The organism is Streptomyces sp. cg35, from assembly GCF_050410835.1.
Taxonomy (GTDB): domain Bacteria; phylum Actinomycetota; class Actinomycetes; order Streptomycetales; family Streptomycetaceae; genus Streptomyces.
Window position 1 is genome coordinate 542,640 of sequence record NZ_CP191268.1, and the last position, 18,097, is coordinate 560,736.

Here is an 18,097-nt window from a genome sequence, read left to right on the forward strand (position 1 = left end):
TCCATGACCGCGACCACGCACGTCCCTTCGTCGACCACCGCGCCGCCCCGGACGGCCGGCGTCTCCCCGCAGCAGGCGCACCGGGCGGCCAAGCGCCGGCGCAACGGCGCCGCGGGCATCCTGATGACGCCGTTCTTCATCCTCCTGACCCTGGTCTTCCTGATCCCGGTCGGCACGGCGGTGTGGCTGAGCTTCTTCAGCGACGACCAGCCGGGACTCGGCTTCGGCCCCGAGCGGACCGTGTTCGTGGGGCTGCGCTCGTACGCCGCGGTGCTCACCGACCCGACGTTCCTGTCCGGGCTCGGCACGGTCGCGCTGTACTGCGTGATCTACATCCCGCTGATGGTGATCGGCTCCCTGGCGCTGGCGCTGCTGCTCGACTCGGGGGTCGTACGGCTGCGCGCCTGGGCCCAGTTGGGCCTGTTCCTGCCGCACGCCGTGCCCGGCATCATCGCCTCGCTGATCTGGCTGTATCTGTACACGCCCGGCATCAGCCCGGTCATCGAGGTCCTCGGCAAGGCCGACATCACGGTCGACTTCCTGGGTCTGCACACCACACTGCCGTCGATCGTGAACATCGCCCTGTGGAGCAACCTCGGCTACAACATGGTCGTCTTCTACGCGGCCCTGCAGGCGGTCCCGCGTGAGGTGCTGGAGGCGTCCGTGGTCGACGGCGCCGGCCCGGTACGCACCGCGCTCCAGGTGAAGACGCCGCTCGTGCGCTCCTCGATCGTCATGGTCGCGATGTTCACGCTGATCTGGGCGCTGCAGCTGTTCACCGAACCGATGCTGCTCCACCAGTCCTCCCAGATGATCAACTCGCGGTTCTCGCCGAGCATGTACATCTACGACGCGGCCTTCAGCCGCAACAACTACTCGCTCGCGGCCGCCGCGTCGGTGATCCTCCTGATCATCACGATCGCCCTCTCCTACGGCGTCACCCGCTGGACCAACCGCGTCGACGCGGCCGAGGAGAACGCCCGATGAGCACCGCCGAGCCGATGAACTCCACCCTGCTGCGCCCGCGTCTGCTGGGCCGGGCCACCGTCAACGTGGTCGTCACGATCTCCGTCCTGTACACGCTGCTCCCGGTGCTGTGGCTGGTGCTCGCCTCGTCGAAGTCCCGCGACGCCCTGTTCAGCAGCAACATCCTGTCGTTCAGCGACTTCTCGCCGGTGCAGAACATCAAGGACCTGTTCGCGATGGACGGCGGTCTGTACGGGCGCTGGTACGGCAACAGCCTGCTCTACGCGGTCCTGGGCGCGGCGATCGGAGCGCTGATCAGCATCGCCTGCGGCTACGCCTTCGACAAGTACCACTTCCGGCACAAGGAGAAGCTGTTCGGCCTGGTGCTCGCGGCGGTCATGGTGCCGCAGACGGTTCTGGCGCTGCCGCTGTACCTGATCGCGTCCGAGACGGGCGTGGTGAACACGTTCTGGTCGGTGTTCGTCCCGGTCCTCTTCAACCCGTTCGGGGTGTATCTGGGCCGCATCTTCGCCCAGGGCTATGTACCCAACGAGGTTCTGGAGGCCGCGCGGGTGGACGGCGCCGGTGAACTGACGACGTACGTCCGGGTCGCCCTGCGTATGCTCGGCCCGGGTCTGATCACGGTCTTCCTCTTCCAGCTGACCGCGATCTGGAACAACTTCTTCCTGCCGATGGTGATGCTGTCGAACCAGGACCTGTATCCGGTGAGCCTGGGCCTCTATCAGTGGAACAGCCAGGCGTCCGTCTCTCCCGAGTACTACCCGGTGGTGATCATGGGTTCGCTTCTCGCGGTCCTCCCCCTCATTCTCGCGTTCATCCTCCTCCAGCGGTTCTGGCGGTCCGGTCTGACGGCGGGGGCGGTCAAGTGACCCTGCCCCGCGTGGCGTTGGCCATGTCCCCCCAGGCCGCGGCGGCCGTCTTCACGCCCCGGTCCACGGCCGCGCTCACGAAGGTCTGCGACCTGGCGCCCCTGCCCGTACTGGACGACCTGACGACGGCGCGGGCCCGAGAGGTCCTCGCCGACGTCGAGCTCCTCGTCACCGGATGGGGGTGTCCGCGCCTCGACGCGGACGTCCTCGCGACGGCGCCCCGGCTCAAGGCCGTGGTGCACGCGGCCGGTTCGGTACGCGGGCACGTCACCGACGCCTGCTGGGAGCGGGGCATCGAGGTGACCTCGGCGGCCGCGGCCAACGCACTGCCCGTCGCCGAGTACACGCTCGCGATGCTGCTGCTGCACGGCAAGCACGTGCTGGAGCGGGCCCGCGAGTTCCGGCAGACCCAGGACCGCGACGACTGGCTGCTCACCTCGCACGCCGTCGGCAACTACCGGCGCACGGTGGGCCTGCTGTCCGCCTCCCTCATCGGACGCCGGGTGATCGAGTTGCTGCGGCCCTTCGACTTCGAGGTCCTGCTGCACGACCCGTACGTCACCGGGGCGGAGGCCGCCGAACTGGGCGTGGAGTGGGTGAAGCTGCCCGAACTGTTCACGCGCAGCGACCTGTTGAGCATCCACACGCCGCTGCTGCCGGCCACACGCGGTCTCGTCAGCCGTGACCTGCTGGCCTCCATGCGGCCGGGTGCCACGCTCATCAACACCGCGCGCGGCGCCGTCGTCGACCAGGAGGCGCTCACCGACGTGGTGCGCGCGGGCCGTGTCCGGGCGGTGCTGGACGTCACCGATCCCGAAGTACTGCCCGCCGACCACCCTTTGTGGGACTGCCCGAACGCTCTGATCACCCCGCACCTCGCCGGTTCCCAGGGCAGCGAGTGGGAGCGGCTCGCCGACACGGCCGTCGGCGAGGTGGCGCGGTGGGCCGCGGGCGACGGTTTCGCCCATCCCGTACGACGCGAAAGGCTGGCGTTCCTGGCATGAGCATTCCGTTCGATCTTCCCGTGGAGAACCGGGAGCTGAGCCCGTACACCGGCTACGCCCGCGCGCACTGGGAAGCCGTCGCCGACGGGCTGCTCGGCGCGGCCTGGCGCTGGGCCACGCCGCAGGGCGCGCTGCTCGACCTGCCGGGCCGGCCGTCCGCGTCGGGGGTCCGCTCGGACGGCCTCGAGGGCTTCGCCCGTACGTTCCTGGCGGCCGGGTTCCGGGTCGCGGGCGCCGACGGCAAGGATCCGCACGGCTGGCTGGAGCGGTACGCGAGCGGCCTGACGGCGGGTACCCGCACGCCCGGCGCGGACGACGCCGAGTCGTGGCCGCTGATCCTGGACCACCATGTGCAGGGCCAGCCGATGGTCGAATCGGCGTCGGTGGCGCTCGGTCTGATGCTGACGCGGCCGTGGCTGTGGGACCGGCTCGACGGCGACGTGCAGGACCGGGCGGAGAAGTGGCTGCGCGGCGCGATCACGCATACGCCCGCGCCCAACAACTGGTACCTCTTCCCCTTCATGGTGGCGTCGTTCCTGGAGTCGGTGGGCCGCGGCGACGGGGCCACGACGCGCGCCATGGAGCGGGCCCTGGACCTGATGGAGACGTGGTACCGGGGCGACGGCTGGTACGCGGACGGGGACGGGCGGGCCTTCGACCACTACAACGGGTGGGCGCTGCACCTGTATCCGCTGCTGCACGCCCATCTGTCGGACGACACGGCGCTGTCGGCCCGGTTCGGTCCCCGGCTGCGCGAGCACCTGGACGGCTTCTCGCTGCTCTTCGGCGGGGACGGCGCGCCGATCCACTTCGGCCGTTCGCTGACGTACCGCTTCGCGGCGTCGGCGGCGATCGGCGTCGGCGCCGTCACCGGGCACACACCGCTGTCGCCGGGCACGTCGCGCCGCCTCATCAGCGGCAGTCTGCGCTACTTCCTGGACCGGGGCGGCGTCACGGACGAGGGCCTGCTCAGCCTGGGCTGGCACGGCCCGCACAGCGCGACGCTCCAGCCGTACTCCGGGCCCGCGTCCCCGTACTGGGCGTCGAAGGGCTTCGTGGCGCTGCTCGCGCCGGAGGACCATCCGCTGTGGACCGCGACGGAGGAGCCCGCCCCGAGCGAGGGCCCCGACCGGGTGCTCGCGCTGCCGGCGCCGGGCCTGCTCGTGCAGTCGACGCAGGACGACGGGATCGTGCGGCTGCACAATCACGGCAGCGACCATGTCCGCCCGTACGAGGGCGAGTTCGCGGCGCAGGACGACCCGCTCTACGGCCGCCAGGCATACTCCACGCACACCGGCCCGACGTCCCTGACGAACGTCGCGGACAACCATCTGTCGGTCGAGGTCGGCGGCGCCGCGAGCGTACGGCGCCGGATCCGTCCGCTGGGCGCGGGGCAGGGCGACGGGTGGGGCTGGGCGGCGTCCTGGCACCGCCCGGTGTTCGCGTCCGGGCCGCCGATGGTGCCGGGGCTGCGGGTCGAGAGCGTGACCGTGGTGCGGGGCCGGCACGAACTGCGGGTCCACCGGGTCGTGGGCGCCCCGCACGGGGCCCGCGTGACGCTCACCGGGTGGCCGACGGAGGCGCTCCGCTCGGAGTTGGTGGGGCTGTACGGGTGGGGTGAGCCGGACTCCGCGCGGGCGCCGGAGGGGACGGCGTACGAGGCGTGGGTGCGGGTGCCGCGGCTCTCGGCGGGTGTCGAAGGGGGCGGGATCTTCGTGGCGCTGGCCGCTCTCGGCGGGGAGTGCGATGTCCCGCTCGCTGATGCCGTGGCCGATGTTTCCGTCCATGACGGGGAGTTGAGGGTGCGGTGGGCCGACGGGTTCGAGTCTGCCGTCGGGTTCGAGCCGCTGCGCGTTCAGTGCCGGTGAGCGGGGGCTGGTCGCGCGCTTCCTCGCGCCCCTGATGGATCGAGCTGTGCCTGAACGGCCGGGGCGTACCTGGCCACCACCGCGTCGACGTCCGCGGCCCGCACATGCGGGCCGCGGGCGATGCCGTACATGACGCCGAGGCCGAGCAGCATCGACACGGCCAGTTCGGCGCGCAGGCCCGCGTCCTCGCCGGTGAGGCGTTCGGCGAGGCGGCCGCTGACCTGGGCGCGGAAGTTGGCCCGCAGGATCTCGCCCTGTTCGCCGTGGAGCGGGGCGAAGACGATACGCAGGATCGGGTCGGCGCCGCGCTCGGCCTGCCCGGTCAGTACGTGGCGCACCATGTGCGGGCCGAGTTCCGCGAGGGGGGCGTCGAGGAAGGACTCCACGTCGGCTTCGAAGTTCATGACGCGGGAGAACAGGGCGTCCTTGTTGCCGAAGTACTTGAGGATGAGCGGCGGGCTGACCCCGGCCCGGTCGGCGACCGCCCTGAGCGTGATGTCGCCGTGCGCGTGCCGGGCGAGCAGGTGCCGGGCCGCCCGCACGATGGCGGCCTTGGTCGCCTCGGCATCGCGTCGGCCCGTGCCGGGTTCGCGCTCGTCGGCGTACGCCGTGGTCATCGCGTCAGGCTCCCTTCGTCGTCGCCACGTGAGCCGGAACGCCCGCGCCCACGCCCTCCTGCGCGGTGTCGGACGGGACGGCCAGGGCGACGGCCGTGGCCACCAGGGCGACCGTACCCGCCAGGGCGAACGCGAGTTGGTAGCCGGGCAGGGTCGGCACCTCGGCGTCTCCCACGCGGGTCGTGTGGTGCACGAGGACGGCGGCGACGGCGGCGCTGGAGACGGCCTGTCCGATGGTGCGCATGAGGACGTTGACCCCGTTGGCCGAGGCGGTCGCCTCCGAGGGGACGGCGCGCAGGATCAGTGTGGGCAGCGCCGAGTAGGCGAGGGTGGTGCCGGTCGACACGACGGCCGCGCCGACGAGGATGACCCGCAGGTCGGTGCTGTCGACGATGCGCACGACATAGCCGAGGGCGAGGACGATGCCGCCGATGGCCAGGGTGACGCGGGGGCCGCGGGCCGTGGAGACGCGGGCGGAGACCGGGGAGAACAGCAGCATGATGACGCCGCTGGGCAGCATGCACAGACCGGTGGCGACGATGGACAGGCCCAGGCCGTAGCCGGTGGCGACGGGTGCCTGCACGAGCTGCGCGGTGACGAGCGAGTTGGCGTAGAACGCGAAGCCGGTGAACAGTGCGGCGACGTGCGGCAGTCCGACGCGGCGGCCGGCGGCCAGGCGCAGGTCCACCAGCGGGCGGGCGGCACGCAGTTGCTGCCACGCCCACAGGGCGAGGATCACGACGGCGCCGCCGAAGAGGCCGAGGATCCGCGCGCTGCCCCAGCCCCACTGCCCGCCCTGCGAGACGCCGAGCAGCAGGCTGCTCAGGCCCGCGGCGAGGCCGAGCGTACCGAGGGCGTCGAAGCGGCCCGGGGACCTGACGGGCGATTCGCGCACCGCCCACCAGGCGAGCGCGAGGCCGAGCGCGCCGAGGGCGCTGGTCGCCCAGAACATCACGTGCCAGTTCGCGTACTGGACGATGAGCGCGGCGACCGGCAGGCCGAGGGCGGCGCCGATGCCGACGGTTGAGCTCATCAGGGCGACGGCGGAGCCGGTGCGGTGCGGCGGGAGTTCGTCGCGCAGGATGCTGATGGACAGCGGCACGACGGCCGCGGCGGCGCCCTGCAGGGCGCGGGCGGCGATCAGGATCCGGATGTCGGAGGTCAGCGCGCACAGCACGGAGCCGCCGGTCATCAGGCCGAGAGCGATCAGCAGGACGCGCCGCTTGCCGTACATGTCTCCGGCCCGGCCGAGGACGGGGGTGAGGACCGCGCCCGCCAGGAGCGTGGCGGTGACCATCCAGGAGACGGCCGCGGGGGACGCGCCGGTGAGCCGTGGCAGATCCGGCAGCAGCGGCACGACGACGGTCTGCATGACCGCCATGAGGATGCCGCCGAAGGCCAGCACGGGCACGGTGAGGCGGTCGCGCAGGCGCGGCGGCTCGGGTATCGGGAGCGGGGCGGGGTCCATGGGTCTCCTGCTCGGGGACGGCGGGCGGACGGCCGGCGCGTCGTGAAGGTCGGGTGAATCGGCATTCACCCGGCTGGTGAATGAGTATTCACCATGAGGTGCCCCGTTGTCTGCGCCCGCGGATCCCGGGCGCCCGTCAGGCTTCGGCCGCCGCGCGCAGCGCCGACACGAGCGCGGTCAGGGCGGGCTGTGCGGGAGCGGTGTCGCGCACGGCCGCGCAGATCCGGCGCACCGGCTCGGGGCCGCGGACCGTGCGCACGACGACGTCGGAATGCCGGTGGGCAAGCCCCATCAGCGGCATCAGTCCGACGCCGATGCCGGCCGCGACGAAGCCCTGCGCGGTGGCGTAGTCGGCGCTGTCCACCACGACGTCCGGGGTGAATCCGGCGGCGCCGCACGCCTCGGTGACGAGGACGTGGCAGGGGCCGGCCGGGCCCTCGGTGCCGACCCACGGCTGGTCGGCGAGGTCGGCCAGGTCCAGGACGCGCCGGGCGGCCAGCGGATGCCCCTTGGGCAGGACCGCGCGGTACGGGTCCGCGACGAGGTCGAGGAGGCGGACACCGGCCCGCGGCCCGTCCGCGGTGCGCACCACGACGGCCAGGTCGGCGTCGCCCCGCTGCACCTCGGCCAGCGGATCGTCCGGGTCGGCGGCGGCCAGATCGACGCCGACGGAGGGGTGTTCAGCGCGCAGGCGGGCGAGCGCGGGGGCGACGAGGGCGGACCCGGCGGTGGGGAAATAGCGCACGGTGAGCCGTCCGCTGCGGCCCGCGCGCAGGTCGCCGAGCGCCGTCTCGGCCTCGGAGACCTGCCGGCCGATCTCCTCCGCGTACCGCGTGAGCAGCCGTCCGGCCTCGGTGGGCCGCACCCCGCGGCCGATGCGCTCCAGCAGGGCGGTGCCCGCCTGCTTCTCCAGTGCCGCGACGGACTGGCTGATCGCGGACGGGGTGTAGCCGAGGTTGGCCGCGGCCGCGGTGACGGAGCCGCTGGTGACCACGGCCCGGAGCACCTGCATGCGTCGTACGTCGAGCATGCAGCAAAGGTTAACAGTGGCTGCATTACTTTTCACTTGTCCTGTCAGGTGCGGGGAGGCAGCGTGGGACGCACCGGACGAGGGATGTGGAGGCGGACGTGCGTGTCGGGGTGCGGATGGCGGTGCTGGCCCTGTTGTGGGGTTCGGCGTTCCTGTGGATCAAGGTGGCGTTGGAGCACGGTTTCTCGCCGGTCGAGGTGACGGTGCTGCGCTGTGCGATCGGCGCCGTGACGCTGCTGGTCCTGGCGCTGGGGGCGCGTCAGCGGCTGCCGCGCGGGCGGACCGTCTGGGGGCGGCTGGTGGTGGCCGCGCTGTTCTGCAACGCGCTGCCCTTCGCCCTGTTCAGCATCGGCGAGCAGACCGTCGACTCGGGTGTCGCCGGGGTGCTCAATGCCACGACTCCCCTGTGGTCGCTGCTGATCGGGCTGCTTCTCGGTTCGGAGCGCGGGCTGTCGCCGGCCCGGCTGGCGGGGCTCGTCCTCGGCTTCGGCGGCACCGCGCTGATCTTCGCTCCGTGGCAGCGTGCGGGCCTGGCGAGCTGGGGCGCCCTCGCCCTGCTCGCCGCCGCGGTGAGTTACGCGGTGGCGTTCGCGTACATGGGCCGCAAGCTGGCCGGGCACGGCGCGGGCTCCGTGGCGGTGTCGGCGGCCCAATTGCTCACGGCGACGGGCCTGACCGCGTCGGCGCTGCCGGTGACGGGCATCGGGGCACCCGGTTCGGTGGACGTGACCGGTGTGGCGGCGGTGCTGATCCTGGGTGTCCTCGGCACGGGCGTCACCTTCTACCTCAACTACCGGCTCATCGAGGACGAGGGGCCGACCAGCGCGGCGACGGTCGGCTATCTGCTGCCGGTCGTCTCGGTGGGCCTGGGCGCCCTGGTGCTCGACGAGGCCCTGTCGCCCCGGGTGATCGCCGGCATGGCGGTGGTGCTGGCCGGAGTGGCGCTGACCCGCCGCGCGACGGGCGCCGGGACGCCTTCGCTTGCCGCCGCATCCGGGCGATACTGCCGATCATGACCTCGACTGACGCGCTCCGCTTCGGGCTTGTCGGCACGGGCCCCTGGGCCCGGCGGACTTACGCCCCCACGCTCGCCGCCCATCCGCACGCCCTCTTCACCGGTGTCTGGGGGCGCCGCCCGCAGGCCGCCACCGAGCTCGCGGGCGAGTACGGCACGACGGCATACAACGACGTGGAGGCGCTGTTCGCGGCGTGCGACGCGGTGGCGTTCGCCGTGCCGCCGGACGTGCAGGCACCGCTGGCGGTCCGGGCCGCGGCGGCCGGCTGTCACCTGCTGCTCGACAAGCCGCTCGCCACGGAGCCGGCCGCGGCCCGCGCCGTGGTCGAGGCCGCCGACGCGGCAGGGGTCGCCTCGGCCGTCTTCTGCACCCTGCGCTACGCACCCGCCGCCTCGGCCTGGATCGCCGAACAGGCCGCTGTGGAGGGCTGGTTCACCGGCCGCGCCGACTGGTACGGCGCGCTGTACACGCCCGGCGACGACGCCGAGGTCCGGGCCTCGACACCGTGGCGGGCCGAACGGGGCGCCCTGTGGGACGTGGGCCCGCACGCCCTGTCGGTGCTGCTGCCCGTCCTCGGCGACGCGGTGGCGGTGACGGCCCGCCGCGGCCCCGGCGACACCGTGCATCTCGTCCTGCGGCACGCGGACGGCGCGTCCAGCACGGCGGCCCTGAGCCTGACGACCCCGAAGGCCGCGGGCGGCGTCTCGGTCGAACTGCGCGGCGCGGCCGGGGTGTTCACGATGCCGACGGGCGGCGCGGCGCAGGAGTCCCTCGCCCTGGCCGTCGACACCCTGCTGGAATCGGCCCGTACGGGCGTGCCGTCGGCGTGCGACGCACGCTTCGGCCTACGGCTCACGGAGATCCTCGCGACGGCGGAGCGGTCCCTGGCCTCAGCCGGTACCGAACCAGACATCGGCGAGTGAGCCGAGCTCGCCCACTCCTTGCGGCGGCGGCAACTCGCGCAGATACCAGGGGAGATCGGCGTACTCGGGGAGCAGCGTGTACGCCATGGCGGTGCGCGGGTCGACGGTGCGTCCGTACGCCGCGGCGAAGCGTCATGCGTTCTCGCACTCCCCCGCGGCGTACAACTCCGGCGTAGCGACGGGAAGTCGGCCGTGCAGGAACTCCAGCACGCGGGCCTCGCGCATGCCGTCCCCGACCGCCGCGGCGGGGAACAGCGTCGGGGCGTGCCCGTCGTCGACGGCGTACACCGGCTGGGTGCCGCGGTGAACCGCGCGAGTGCGGCGTCGGGCGGCCCCAGCCGTCGGCACAGGTCGAGCACGCCGGGCCGCAACAGGCTTCGTCGGGACGGGACGACGCACTCCCCCTGCGCGTCGGTCTCCAAGAGCGACAGCGTGCCGGGCACTCAAGAACGCCGCCCACCAGCGCCTCCCACGCATGACGGGCCCTGGCGCGGGCCCTTTACGCTGGTGACCATGCCGCTCCAGATCAGCGCCACCAACCCCGAGCACCCGGTGCTCCTGCTCGCCCTGCCGTGGCACATCCCGCTGGAGGAGTGGCCCGAGGAGTACCTCGTGCCACTGCCGCGCGGCATCTCGCGACACGTGGTCCGCTACGCGCGCGCCGGCGACGAGGTCGTCGCCGTGAAGGAGCTGGCCGAGCGACCGGCCCTGCGCGAGTACGAACTGCTGCGCACCCTCGACCGGCTGGGGATCCCCTCGGTCGACCCGCTGGCCGTCGTCACGGGCCGCGAACAGCCGGACGGCAGCCCGCTCGAACCGGTGCTGATCACCCGGTTCCTGGGCGGCTCCCAGCCCTACCGCTCCATGTTCGAGACGACGCTGCGCCCGTCCACGGTCCACCGGCTGATGGACGCGCTGGCCGTGCTGCTGGTCCGGCTGCATCTCGCCGGTTTCGCGTGGGGCGACTGCTCGCTCTCCAACACCCTCTTCCGGCGCGACGCGGGCGCGTACGCCGCGTACCTCGTGGACGCGGAGACCGGCGAGCTGCATCCGAAGCTGAGTCAGGGGCAGCGCGAGTACGACATCGATCTGGCCCGGGTGAACATCAGCGGCGAGATGCTCGACCTGGAGGCGTCGGGGGCCCTGCACCCGTCCATCGACCCGATCGAGTTCGGCACGGAGATCGGGCAGCGGTACACGAACCTGTGGAGCGAGCTGACCCGCACGTCGGTGTACCCGGCGGGCAAGCACCACTACATGGAGCGCCGCATCCGCCGGCTGAACGACCTGGGCTTCGACGTGGCCGAGATGCAGATATCGCGCTCGCCGCACGGCGACACGGTCACGTTCGTGCCGAAGGTCGTCGACGCCGGGCACCACCAGCGCCAGCTGCTGCGCCTCACCGGCCTGGACGCGGAGGAGAACCAGGCGCGGCGGCTGCTCGGCGATCTGGAGAGCTGGATGGCGACACAGGACGACGCGCAGGGCGCCCGGCCCGAGGTCCTCGCCCATCGCTGGGTGCGCGACGTGTTCCGGCCGACGGTCCGCGCGGTCCGCGACCGTCTCCCGGCTCTGACGGATCCGGCCGAGCTGTACCACGAGCTGCTGGAGCACCGCTGGTACCTGTCGGAGCGCGCCCAGCACGACATCGGGCTGGAAGCGGCGGCCGAGGACTACGTACGCAGCATGTCCAAGCAGGGCTGACGCCGGTCCGGGGTCAGTGCCCGCCCTGCGGCTTCACGCAGCCGGTGCCCTCGATGTACACGCCGTGCGTCTCGACGTTCACCACGTCGCCGACGGAGCCCTCGACGCACACCGGGGAGAGATCGACGACGTAGGCCACCAGGCCGCCGCTGCCCGTCGTGCTCACCTTGTCCGGCGCGTAGCCGAGTTTCGTCAGGGCCGACGTGACCTGTGTGCTGGTCACTCCGCCCTTACCGGCAAGTCTCGCGAGCGCCCCCTTCACTCGCTCCTCCTCCCGGAGGGCCGTGCACAAGGAGGCGCCCTTGAGTTCGAGCGTGCTCTGGAAGGCATGGTTCTCGCGGTACTTCGGGTTGGCGTCGCCGGCCGCCGAGGGCTGCTCGGCAGGTGGGCCCGAGGCCGTGGGAGTCGCGCAGTCGGCGGCGGTCGCGGACGGCGCCGGAGTTGAGGGCGGCTGTGTCGAGGGGGCCACGGCGCGGGCCGTGTCGGCGGCCTTCTCGTCTCCGCAGCCGACGAGGGACAGGCCCGTCGTGAGCACGAGACAGGCAGCGGCGAGGGGTCTTCGTATGGTCATGGGCCCGAGTATGCCCGGGGCGGTCGCACAGGACCGGGCGCGGCCGGTGCCGTGGCCGCTACGTAATGGCGAGTGACGGCACCGGCCGCAGCCAGTGACCCCCGGGTGCCGCTCACGGGCCAGCGCGGGACGTGCGTCGTGCAACGCATTTTCCGGCCACATCGAACAATTGGGTGGCCCGGTCCCGCTCTCTCCCGCAAACAGCCCGAAGGCGCGTGGGATACCCGACGCCGGGAAATTTCGGCCATTTTCGAGCGGCCTGGCACAGGTGCCACATCGCTGTGCCTACGTGCTCACAGACGATGAAACCGGCAGGTGGGTAGCCCCGCATGCCCCATCATGACGGACCGTCTGATCGTTTTCTTCGGGCAATGTTTATTACCAAAGACGATGGGAGTATTTAGACTGCTCACGCTCAACTCGGCGTGTACGAAGAGGGATTACCCACCATGAACAAGAAGGCGCTCCGCGCCCTGCTCCGTGAACGGCGCGCCCTCATAGCCCCCGAGTCCCACGGCTTCACCCGCCCGACCGGGCAGGGCCGCCGCGCGCCCGGCCTGTCGCAGCACCAGGTCGACCAGTTGCTGCACCGGACGCTGGGGACGTATCACCGGCTGGAGTCGGGGAGTTACCCGAATCCGCCGACCGATCTCCTGCGCGACGTGGCGCACCTTTTCGGCCTCAACGAGACGGAATGGGTGCTGCTCTGCAGATACGCCGTGCTGCAGGATCCTCCTGGGCCTCTGCACCTTTCGTCGGGCAAGGAGGTCCCGGGCGTCTGGCAGGAAGCGGTGGAGAGCATCGGTCACATGGCCTACGTCACGGACGCGTCGTGGGATCTGCTGGCCTGCAACGAGCCGTTCGCGAGGCTGTTCCCGGGACAGCGCGTGCCGTCGAACACCATGCGCTGGATGCTGCTCGACCGGGAAGCGCGCTCGTCCCTCACGGATTGGCACACGGCGTGGGCCCCTCTGGTCATGCCTCAGTTGCGCGCGGCGATCGCGTCACGGCCGGACGACGACACGTTGCTCCAGATCGAGAAGGAGATCCTCGCCGACCAGGAGACGGCCCAGATGTACGAGGCAGGTGGCGCATCCGTCCACCCCGACGGAGACGAGCGTCCGCTGCTGCACGCGGAGCGGGGACCGGGCTGGGTCACCACGTGCGCGGCGCAGCCGCTCACGGCTCCCGGGGCCCGCCTGATCATCCTCGTGTTCCACCCCGGGGCCCAGCGATCACACTTGCGGGCGCCCAACCTCCGGTTCACCTGAGCGCAGGCCCTGGTCAGCACTCCACTACCGTGAAGTACGTTGAGCGCTACCCCCCACACCCCATCTCAGCCAAGTGGGAGTCGCTCCGTGCCCGCCTACATATCCAGACCTCGGACAGTCTTCGGTGCCCACAAGATCAGTACCGCCGAGATAGTCGACGACATCCGCTCCCACCACGCCGAGCATCCGCGCCTCGGCGCCATCGTGCGCGTGGTGAACAACTGCGGTGTCCGCACACGGTTCTTCGCCAGGCCGCTGCAGTCACCGACCGTGTCGGGCACCGCCGATGTCGGCGAACGTGCTCGAGCCACTTTCCAGGACGCCCTGGACCTGGCGGAGAGGGCCGCCGCAGCGGCACTCGACTCGGCCGGGCTCACGGCGCTCGACATCGATGCCGTCATCACCTCCCACTCCACGGGGTGGTCCGTGCCGAATCTCGACGTGCATCTCGCGGGGCGGCTGGGGCTGCGTCCCACGGTCCGCCGCCTGGCCCTGACCACACTGGCCTGCGCAGGCGGCACCCAGGCCCTGATACTGGCGGCCGACCACGTCACCGCTCGACCGTCCGCCAAGGTGCTCGTCGTCGGGGCCGAGGCGATCTCCGGCGTCTACCACCACGGCGACACCAGCATGCAGTCGATGGTCTACAAGGTCCTCTTCGGCGACTCGGCTTCCGCCGCCGTCGTCACCTCGCAACCCCTGACGCCGGGCCTGGCGATCGAGGACAGCTTCGAGTACCTCCTCCCGGAAAGCGTCGACCGCTACAGCGGGCGCATCGCCGCTGACGGTTTCCACTTCGACTCCACCAAGGAGGCGCTGACGGCCGCGGACGACGTCCTGCCGTCACTGGTCACGTGGCTCGGCCCTCGGCACACCGACTTTCCCGTCATTCATCCAGGCAGCCCCCGCATCATCGCCGACACGGCGGCGGCGCTCGGCCTGTCCGGGGTCGACGCGCGTCACTCGACGGCCACCCTGGCCGACGAAGGGAACCTGGGCGCACCGAGCGTGCTCCGCATATTGGAGCGCACACACGACGAACCCCCCGCGCCGGGCTCCCGCGGCACGATGGTCGCCTACGGCCCCGGGTTCACCACGGCAGCCCTGCACGGCCACTGGCACGGCTGAGCCAAGAATGTCCCGCCGGGACTCATGTCCCACCGGGACACAAAGGTGTACCCTGGGGGCATGAAGGCGAACGAGCCCACTCCCACCCGGCTCCCCGAGGACCGTCGACAGGTCAAGGCCCGCCGGACGCGTGAGGCGCTGGCGGAGGCGGCCGTCGAGCTGGTGCTCGAGCGTGGGCTCGGGGACGTGACCGTCGAGGCGATCGCCGAGCGCGCGGACGTCACGCGCCGCACCTTCAGCCGGCACTTCGCCGGCAAGGAGGACGCGGCACTGGACTTCACCCGCGCGGACGGCGCCCGCATCAACGCGGCGCTGCGCGCCCGGCCCGGGGACGAACCCCCGCTCCTCGCGTACCGCAGGGCCGTCGCGGACTGGCTGGCCGACCGGGAGACCCCGGGCTGGCACCACCGCCCGCGGCTGCGCGAGCTGTACGCCGCCGTGGACGAGGAACCCGCCCTGTTCGCCGCGTACGAGCGGATCCGGGTCGACGCCCAGGACGAGTCCGTCCGCATCATCGCCGACCGGCTCGGCACCGACCCGGCCCGGGACCTGCGTCCCGAGGTCGTCGTCGGTGCCGCCGCCGGCGTGCTGACCGCCGCGCTGCGCACCTGGGCGCGCGGCGGCACGGGCACGGACGCCGAGGACCTCGCCGATCTGGTGGCGCGGGCCTACGACGCCCTCATCGGGGAGGCCGCCCGATCGGCGGCGACCTCCGACATCGCAACCAGAGAGTGACACGCACCATGAGCACCACCCCCACCACCGGTCAGATCACCGAGTACGCCGCCGAGTTCGCCGGAAAGACCGCCCTGGTCACCGGCGCCGCCTCCGGCATCGGCCTGGCCACCGCCCGCCGCCTGGGCCGCGGCGGCGCGAACGTCGTCATCGCCGACTACAACGAGCAGGGCGCGAAGGAGGCCGCCGAGACGCTGAAGGGCGAGGGCGTCGAGGCCGCGGCCGTCGCGCTCGACGTGACGCAGCCCGCCTCCGTCGAGGCGGCCGTGCAGTTCGCCGTCGACACGTTCGGCGGACTCGACCTGGCCGTGAACAACGCCGGTATCGGCGGCGCCAGCGCCCCCACCGGCGAGTACGACATCGACGTGTACAACCGGGTCGTCCGCACGAACCTCGACGGCGTCTTCTACTCGATGCGCTACGAACTCCCCGTCATCGAGGCCGCGGGCCAGGGCGGCGCGATCGTGAACGTCGCCTCGATCCTCGGCTCGGTCGGCTTCGCGGGCTCCCCCGCCTATGTCGCCGCCAAGCACGGCGTGGTCGGCCTGACGAAGGCGGCCGCCGCCGAGTACGCGGCGAAGGGCGTCCGCGTCAACGCGGTCGGCCCGGGCTTCATCGAGACCCCGCTGCTCAAGGAGATGGACAAGGCCGCCTACGACGGGCTCGTCTCCCTGCACCCGGCGGGCCGGCTCGGGCAGTCCGAGGAGGTCGCCGAGCTGATCGCGTTCCTGCTCTCGGACCGCGCCTCGTTCATCGCGGGCAGCTACCACCTGGTGGACGGCGCCTACACCGCCGTGTGAGCCGCCTCCGCCCCGGCGGCACAGCTCTCCTGATGGGCTCCCGGTGACGCTCTCGAATGCGTCACCGGGAGCCCGTTCGGCTCTCCGGCACCGTTGTGGTCGTTCTGCGGCCGGATCCCCTTATGTCTCACGCGTCACGTCAAGGCGCTTGTGTCACGGCATGAGTAATGGAACCGTCGGTGTCGGGCAGGCGGGGGGGCGTGGATCAGCTCGAGGAGGGGCGCGGGGGCACCATGGAACGGCAGGCAGCGCAAGGGGCATCGGGCGGCGGCAAGGCACGCGAGTCGTACTTCGACAACGTGAAGTTCCTGACCATCGTGCTCGTCGCGTGCGGGCACGCATGGGAACCGCTGACGTACGGCAGTCGCGCGGTGACGGCGGTGTACCTCACCGTGTACGCCTTCCACATGCCGGCGTTCGCGCTGGTGTCGGGGTACTTCTCCCGCAGTTTCGACATGGCTCCGGGGCGGCTGAAGCGGCTGGTGACCGGGGTCGTCGTGCCGTACGTCGTCTTCGAGGTCGCGTACACGCTGTTCTACCGGTGGGCGCAGGACGATCCCGGGTATCCGATCAGCCTGCTGGACCCCTGGTATCTGATGTGGTTCCTGGCCGCCTTGTTCATCTGGCGGCTCTCGACGCCGCTGTGGCTGCAGATGCGTCACCCCGTGCCCGTGTCGCTCGCGCTGGCGACGGGCGTGTCGATGATGCCGGACGCGGGCGGCGACCTGGCCCTGCAGCGGGTGATCCAGTTCCTGCCGTTCTTCGTGGTGGGTCTGGTGCTGCGGCCCGAGCACTTCGCGCGGCTGCGCACCTGGCGGGTGCGCGCGGCGGCGGCGCCGGTGGCGCTGGTCGCGGTGGGGGCGGCGTACTGGGTGGCGCCGTGGTTCGACGCGGGCTGGTTCTATCACCGCGGCAGCGTGGTGGGCCGCGGGGTGCCCGCGTGGGCGGGGCTGTTCGCGACACCCGCCCTGTTCGCCCTCGCGCTCGTGCTCACCGCCTGCTTCCTGGCGTGGGTGCCGGGGCGCAGGCTGTGGTTCACGGCCCTGGGGACCGGGACCATCTACGCGTATCTGCTGCACGGTTTCGTCATCAAGTCCTCGCGCTTCGGGGGCTGGTACGACCATCCGTGGCTGCACACCCCGGCAGGTGAGCTGGCGGTGACGGCGACGGCGGTCACCGGCATCACTCTGCTCTGCACGAATCCGGTGCGACGGGTCTTCCGCTTCGTGGTCGAGCCGCGCATGGACTGGGCGTTCCGGCGGCCCCGGCCGCGGCCCGGCGCCGAGCGGCAGGCCGAGCGGGAGACGGTCACCTCCGGCGGCGGCTGACCGCCTGGGCCGAGGCGAGCAGGCAGTGCATGCGCTCGGTGAGCGCCGTCAGGTCGTCGGCGGGGCTGTGGAACGGGATGCGCACGTCGGCCTGTCCGCGGGTGCGCTCCAGACGCAGCGTCAGGCCGTGCCGGTCGACGGCGAGCGGCTGGACGCGGACGACGCCGTGCAGGCTGTCGGGGGTGATGAGCCGGGTGAGCTGCTCGATGGCCTCGGGGTGTGCGTCGGCGAGATGCGTCAGCAGGCGGGGCTCGGCGAGGGCCAGCGGATCGGGTGCGGCCGCGGCGAGTTCGTCGAGGTCGACGCCGATGCGTTCGGTGCGGGTCTGCAGCACGGCGCGCCGTAGGTGCAGCACCATCTCCGAGCCGATGGGGCCCTCGGGCACGAGTTCGCCCGACAGCCACAGCCGGGCGCGGACCCGGTCGCGCACCGGGACGGGGGCGGCGTCGGCGAACTCCAGGAGGGCCGTGGGCCTGCCGTGCGGTGAGCAGAGAACGGCGGCGGCGAGCACGCTGTCCGGGGGCGGCGCGATCCGGACGGTGCCGCCGTCGGTGACGCAGTGCGCGCCGACGAGGTCGTCCTGTCCCACGTCGGTGGTGACGCCGCAGGTCCACGCGGCGGCGAGTACGGAGCGTGCGCGGACCGCCGTGGTGGGCACGGCGCTAGCGATCTGTCGGACACCCATCCCGAACCTCCATTAGGTAAGCCTTGCCTAACTTATCGGAGATCGTCGGTGGGGGTCCACCCCATCGCCCGGTGTCGTCGGCGAGCCGTGTGG

18 protein-coding genes are annotated in these 18,097 nt (G+C 72.0%); 12 read left to right on the plus strand and 6 right to left on the minus strand.

What is annotated here, in order from left to right; all coding sequences use genetic code 11:
* The first annotated feature begins 3 nt into the window (after positions 1 to 3).
* The 4 genes from ACQUQD_RS02740 to ACQUQD_RS02755 are packed head-to-tail and all read left to right on the plus strand — an operon-like array spanning position 4 to position 4,728.
* Positions 4 to 987 carry a carbohydrate ABC transporter permease gene (locus tag ACQUQD_RS02740; RefSeq protein WP_428950284.1) on the plus strand — a complete coding sequence of 328 codons (984 nt, stop codon included), beginning with the start codon at positions 4 to 6 and terminating at the stop codon, positions 985 to 987.
* Complete coding sequence (locus ACQUQD_RS02745) at positions 984 to 1,856, plus strand: carbohydrate ABC transporter permease (RefSeq protein WP_428950285.1); 873 nt, start codon at positions 984 to 986, stop codon at positions 1,854 to 1,856. The genes ACQUQD_RS02740 and ACQUQD_RS02745 overlap by 4 nt, the downstream gene beginning before the upstream one ends.
* A gap of 23 nt (positions 1,857 to 1,879) precedes the next feature.
* Positions 1,880 to 2,860 carry a hydroxyacid dehydrogenase gene (locus ACQUQD_RS02750; protein ID WP_428957434.1) on the plus strand — a complete coding sequence of 327 codons (981 nt, stop codon included), beginning with the start codon at positions 1,880 to 1,882 and terminating at the stop codon, positions 2,858 to 2,860.
* Positions 2,857 to 4,728 carry a DUF2264 domain-containing protein gene (locus ACQUQD_RS02755; RefSeq protein ID WP_428950286.1) on the plus strand — a complete coding sequence of 624 codons (1,872 nt, stop codon included), beginning with the start codon at positions 2,857 to 2,859 and terminating at the stop codon, positions 4,726 to 4,728. The genes ACQUQD_RS02750 and ACQUQD_RS02755 overlap by 4 nt, the downstream gene beginning before the upstream one ends.
* Here the strand turns inward: ACQUQD_RS02755 and ACQUQD_RS02760 are convergent.
* The 3 genes from ACQUQD_RS02760 to ACQUQD_RS02770 all read right to left on the minus strand — a co-directional run bounded on the left by ACQUQD_RS02760 (position 4,716) and on the right by ACQUQD_RS02770 (position 7,843).
* On the minus strand, positions 4,716 to 5,345 hold the full coding sequence (locus ACQUQD_RS02760; protein WP_428950287.1) for a TetR family transcriptional regulator: 630 nt from the start codon (positions 5,343 to 5,345) through the stop codon (positions 4,716 to 4,718). The two genes, ACQUQD_RS02755 and ACQUQD_RS02760, sit on opposite strands and share 13 nt — an antisense overlap.
* Before the next feature lie 4 nt (positions 5,346 to 5,349).
* The gene (locus ACQUQD_RS02765; protein WP_428950288.1) at positions 5,350 to 6,813 is read right to left on the minus strand and encodes an MFS transporter; all 1,464 of its coding nucleotides are present in this window, start codon (positions 6,811 to 6,813) and stop codon (positions 5,350 to 5,352) included.
* A 136-nt stretch (positions 6,814 to 6,949) separates the two neighbouring features.
* On the minus strand, positions 6,950 to 7,843 hold the full coding sequence (locus ACQUQD_RS02770) for a LysR family transcriptional regulator (protein ID WP_428950289.1): 894 nt from the start codon (positions 7,841 to 7,843) through the stop codon (positions 6,950 to 6,952).
* Positions 7,844 to 7,959: 116 nt separating this feature from the next.
* Between ACQUQD_RS02770 and ACQUQD_RS02775 the strand changes: the two genes are divergently transcribed.
* Entirely contained in the window at positions 7,960 to 8,859 is a 900-nt protein-coding gene (locus ACQUQD_RS02775; protein ID WP_428957435.1) for a DMT family transporter, read from the plus strand.
* Positions 8,856 to 9,782 (plus strand): Gfo/Idh/MocA family protein, encoded by a 927-nt coding sequence (locus tag ACQUQD_RS02780; protein ID WP_428950290.1) that lies wholly within the window; start codon positions 8,856 to 8,858, stop codon positions 9,780 to 9,782. The genes ACQUQD_RS02775 and ACQUQD_RS02780 overlap by 4 nt, the downstream gene beginning before the upstream one ends.
* Positions 9,783 to 9,914: 132 nt before the next feature.
* Here ACQUQD_RS02780 and ACQUQD_RS02785 read toward each other — a convergent pair whose 3' ends face one another.
* On the minus strand, positions 9,915 to 10,130 hold the full coding sequence (locus ACQUQD_RS02785) for a hypothetical protein (RefSeq protein ID WP_428950291.1): 216 nt from the start codon (positions 10,128 to 10,130) through the stop codon (positions 9,915 to 9,917).
* Between the two features lie 165 nt (positions 10,131 to 10,295).
* Between ACQUQD_RS02785 and ACQUQD_RS02790 the strand changes: the two genes are divergently transcribed.
* Complete coding sequence (locus tag ACQUQD_RS02790; RefSeq protein ID WP_428950292.1) at positions 10,296 to 11,486, plus strand: DUF4032 domain-containing protein; 1,191 nt, start codon at positions 10,296 to 10,298, stop codon at positions 11,484 to 11,486.
* Positions 11,487 to 11,499: 13 nt separating this feature from the next.
* On the opposite strand, the gene ACQUQD_RS02795 is transcribed toward ACQUQD_RS02790, so the two are convergent.
* Positions 11,500 to 12,057: a hypothetical protein gene (locus tag ACQUQD_RS02795; protein WP_428950293.1), complete on the minus strand. Its 558-nt coding sequence runs from the start codon at positions 12,055 to 12,057 to the stop codon at positions 11,500 to 11,502.
* Between the two features lie 449 nt (positions 12,058 to 12,506).
* On the opposite strand from ACQUQD_RS02795, the gene ACQUQD_RS02800 reads away from it, so the two are divergent.
* The 5 genes from ACQUQD_RS02800 to ACQUQD_RS02820 all read left to right on the plus strand — a co-directional run bounded on the left by ACQUQD_RS02800 (position 12,507) and on the right by ACQUQD_RS02820 (position 17,319).
* Positions 12,507 to 13,328, plus strand: coding sequence for a helix-turn-helix domain-containing protein (locus ACQUQD_RS02800; RefSeq protein ID WP_428950294.1), 822 nt, complete (start codon positions 12,507 to 12,509; stop codon positions 13,326 to 13,328).
* An 87-nt stretch (positions 13,329 to 13,415) separates the two neighbouring features.
* Positions 13,416 to 14,456, plus strand: coding sequence for a PhlD (locus tag ACQUQD_RS02805; protein ID WP_428950295.1), 1,041 nt, complete (start codon positions 13,416 to 13,418; stop codon positions 14,454 to 14,456).
* A gap of 60 nt (positions 14,457 to 14,516) precedes the next feature.
* Positions 14,517 to 15,191: a TetR/AcrR family transcriptional regulator gene (locus tag ACQUQD_RS02810; RefSeq protein ID WP_428950296.1), complete on the plus strand. Its 675-nt coding sequence runs from the start codon at positions 14,517 to 14,519 to the stop codon at positions 15,189 to 15,191.
* An 8-nt stretch (positions 15,192 to 15,199) separates the two neighbouring features.
* Positions 15,200 to 15,991, plus strand: coding sequence for an SDR family NAD(P)-dependent oxidoreductase (locus ACQUQD_RS02815; protein WP_428950297.1), 792 nt, complete (start codon positions 15,200 to 15,202; stop codon positions 15,989 to 15,991).
* 233 nt (positions 15,992 to 16,224) lie between these two features.
* Positions 16,225 to 17,319: an acyltransferase family protein gene (locus ACQUQD_RS02820; RefSeq protein ID WP_428957436.1), complete on the plus strand. Its 1,095-nt coding sequence runs from the start codon at positions 16,225 to 16,227 to the stop codon at positions 17,317 to 17,319.
* On the opposite strand, the gene ACQUQD_RS02825 is transcribed toward ACQUQD_RS02820, so the two are convergent.
* Positions 17,300 to 18,004 carry a DUF2470 domain-containing protein gene (locus tag ACQUQD_RS02825; RefSeq protein ID WP_428950298.1) on the minus strand — a complete coding sequence of 235 codons (705 nt, stop codon included), beginning with the start codon at positions 18,002 to 18,004 and terminating at the stop codon, positions 17,300 to 17,302. The two genes, ACQUQD_RS02820 and ACQUQD_RS02825, sit on opposite strands and share 20 nt — an antisense overlap.
* Between the last annotated feature and the right edge of the window lie 93 nt (positions 18,005 to 18,097).

Excerpts from the sequence above, each read along its gene's own strand:
- ACQUQD_RS02740 (WP_428950284.1), top strand. The coding sequence starts at position 4 with ATGACCGCGACCACGCACGTCCCTTCGTCGACCACCGCGCCGCCCCGG.
- ACQUQD_RS02745 (WP_428950285.1), top strand. The coding sequence starts at position 984 with ATGAGCACCGCCGAGCCGATGAACTCCACCCTGCTGCGCCCGCGTCTG.
- ACQUQD_RS02750 (WP_428957434.1), top strand. The coding sequence starts at position 1,880 with ATGTCCCCCCAGGCCGCGGCGGCCGTCTTCACGCCCCGGTCCACGGCC.
- ACQUQD_RS02755 (WP_428950286.1), top strand. The coding sequence starts at position 2,857 with ATGAGCATTCCGTTCGATCTTCCCGTGGAGAACCGGGAGCTGAGCCCG.
- ACQUQD_RS02760 (WP_428950287.1), bottom strand. The coding sequence starts at position 5,345 with ATGACCACGGCGTACGCCGACGAGCGCGAACCCGGCACGGGCCGACGC.
- ACQUQD_RS02765 (WP_428950288.1), bottom strand. The coding sequence starts at position 6,813 with ATGGACCCCGCCCCGCTCCCGATACCCGAGCCGCCGCGCCTGCGCGAC.
- ACQUQD_RS02770 (WP_428950289.1), bottom strand. The coding sequence starts at position 7,843 with ATGCTCGACGTACGACGCATGCAGGTGCTCCGGGCCGTGGTCACCAGC.
- ACQUQD_RS02775 (WP_428957435.1), top strand. The coding sequence starts at position 7,960 with ATGGCGGTGCTGGCCCTGTTGTGGGGTTCGGCGTTCCTGTGGATCAAG.
- ACQUQD_RS02780 (WP_428950290.1), top strand. The coding sequence starts at position 8,856 with ATGACCTCGACTGACGCGCTCCGCTTCGGGCTTGTCGGCACGGGCCCC.
- ACQUQD_RS02790 (WP_428950292.1), top strand. The coding sequence starts at position 10,296 with ATGCCGCTCCAGATCAGCGCCACCAACCCCGAGCACCCGGTGCTCCTG.
- ACQUQD_RS02795 (WP_428950293.1), bottom strand. The coding sequence starts at position 12,057 with ATGACCATACGAAGACCCCTCGCCGCTGCCTGTCTCGTGCTCACGACG.
- ACQUQD_RS02800 (WP_428950294.1), top strand. The coding sequence starts at position 12,507 with ATGAACAAGAAGGCGCTCCGCGCCCTGCTCCGTGAACGGCGCGCCCTC.
- ACQUQD_RS02810 (WP_428950296.1), top strand. The coding sequence starts at position 14,517 with ATGAAGGCGAACGAGCCCACTCCCACCCGGCTCCCCGAGGACCGTCGA.
- ACQUQD_RS02815 (WP_428950297.1), top strand. The coding sequence starts at position 15,200 with ATGAGCACCACCCCCACCACCGGTCAGATCACCGAGTACGCCGCCGAG.
- ACQUQD_RS02820 (WP_428957436.1), top strand. The coding sequence starts at position 16,225 with ATGGAACGGCAGGCAGCGCAAGGGGCATCGGGCGGCGGCAAGGCACGC.
- ACQUQD_RS02825 (WP_428950298.1), bottom strand. The coding sequence starts at position 18,004 with ATGGGTGTCCGACAGATCGCTAGCGCCGTGCCCACCACGGCGGTCCGC.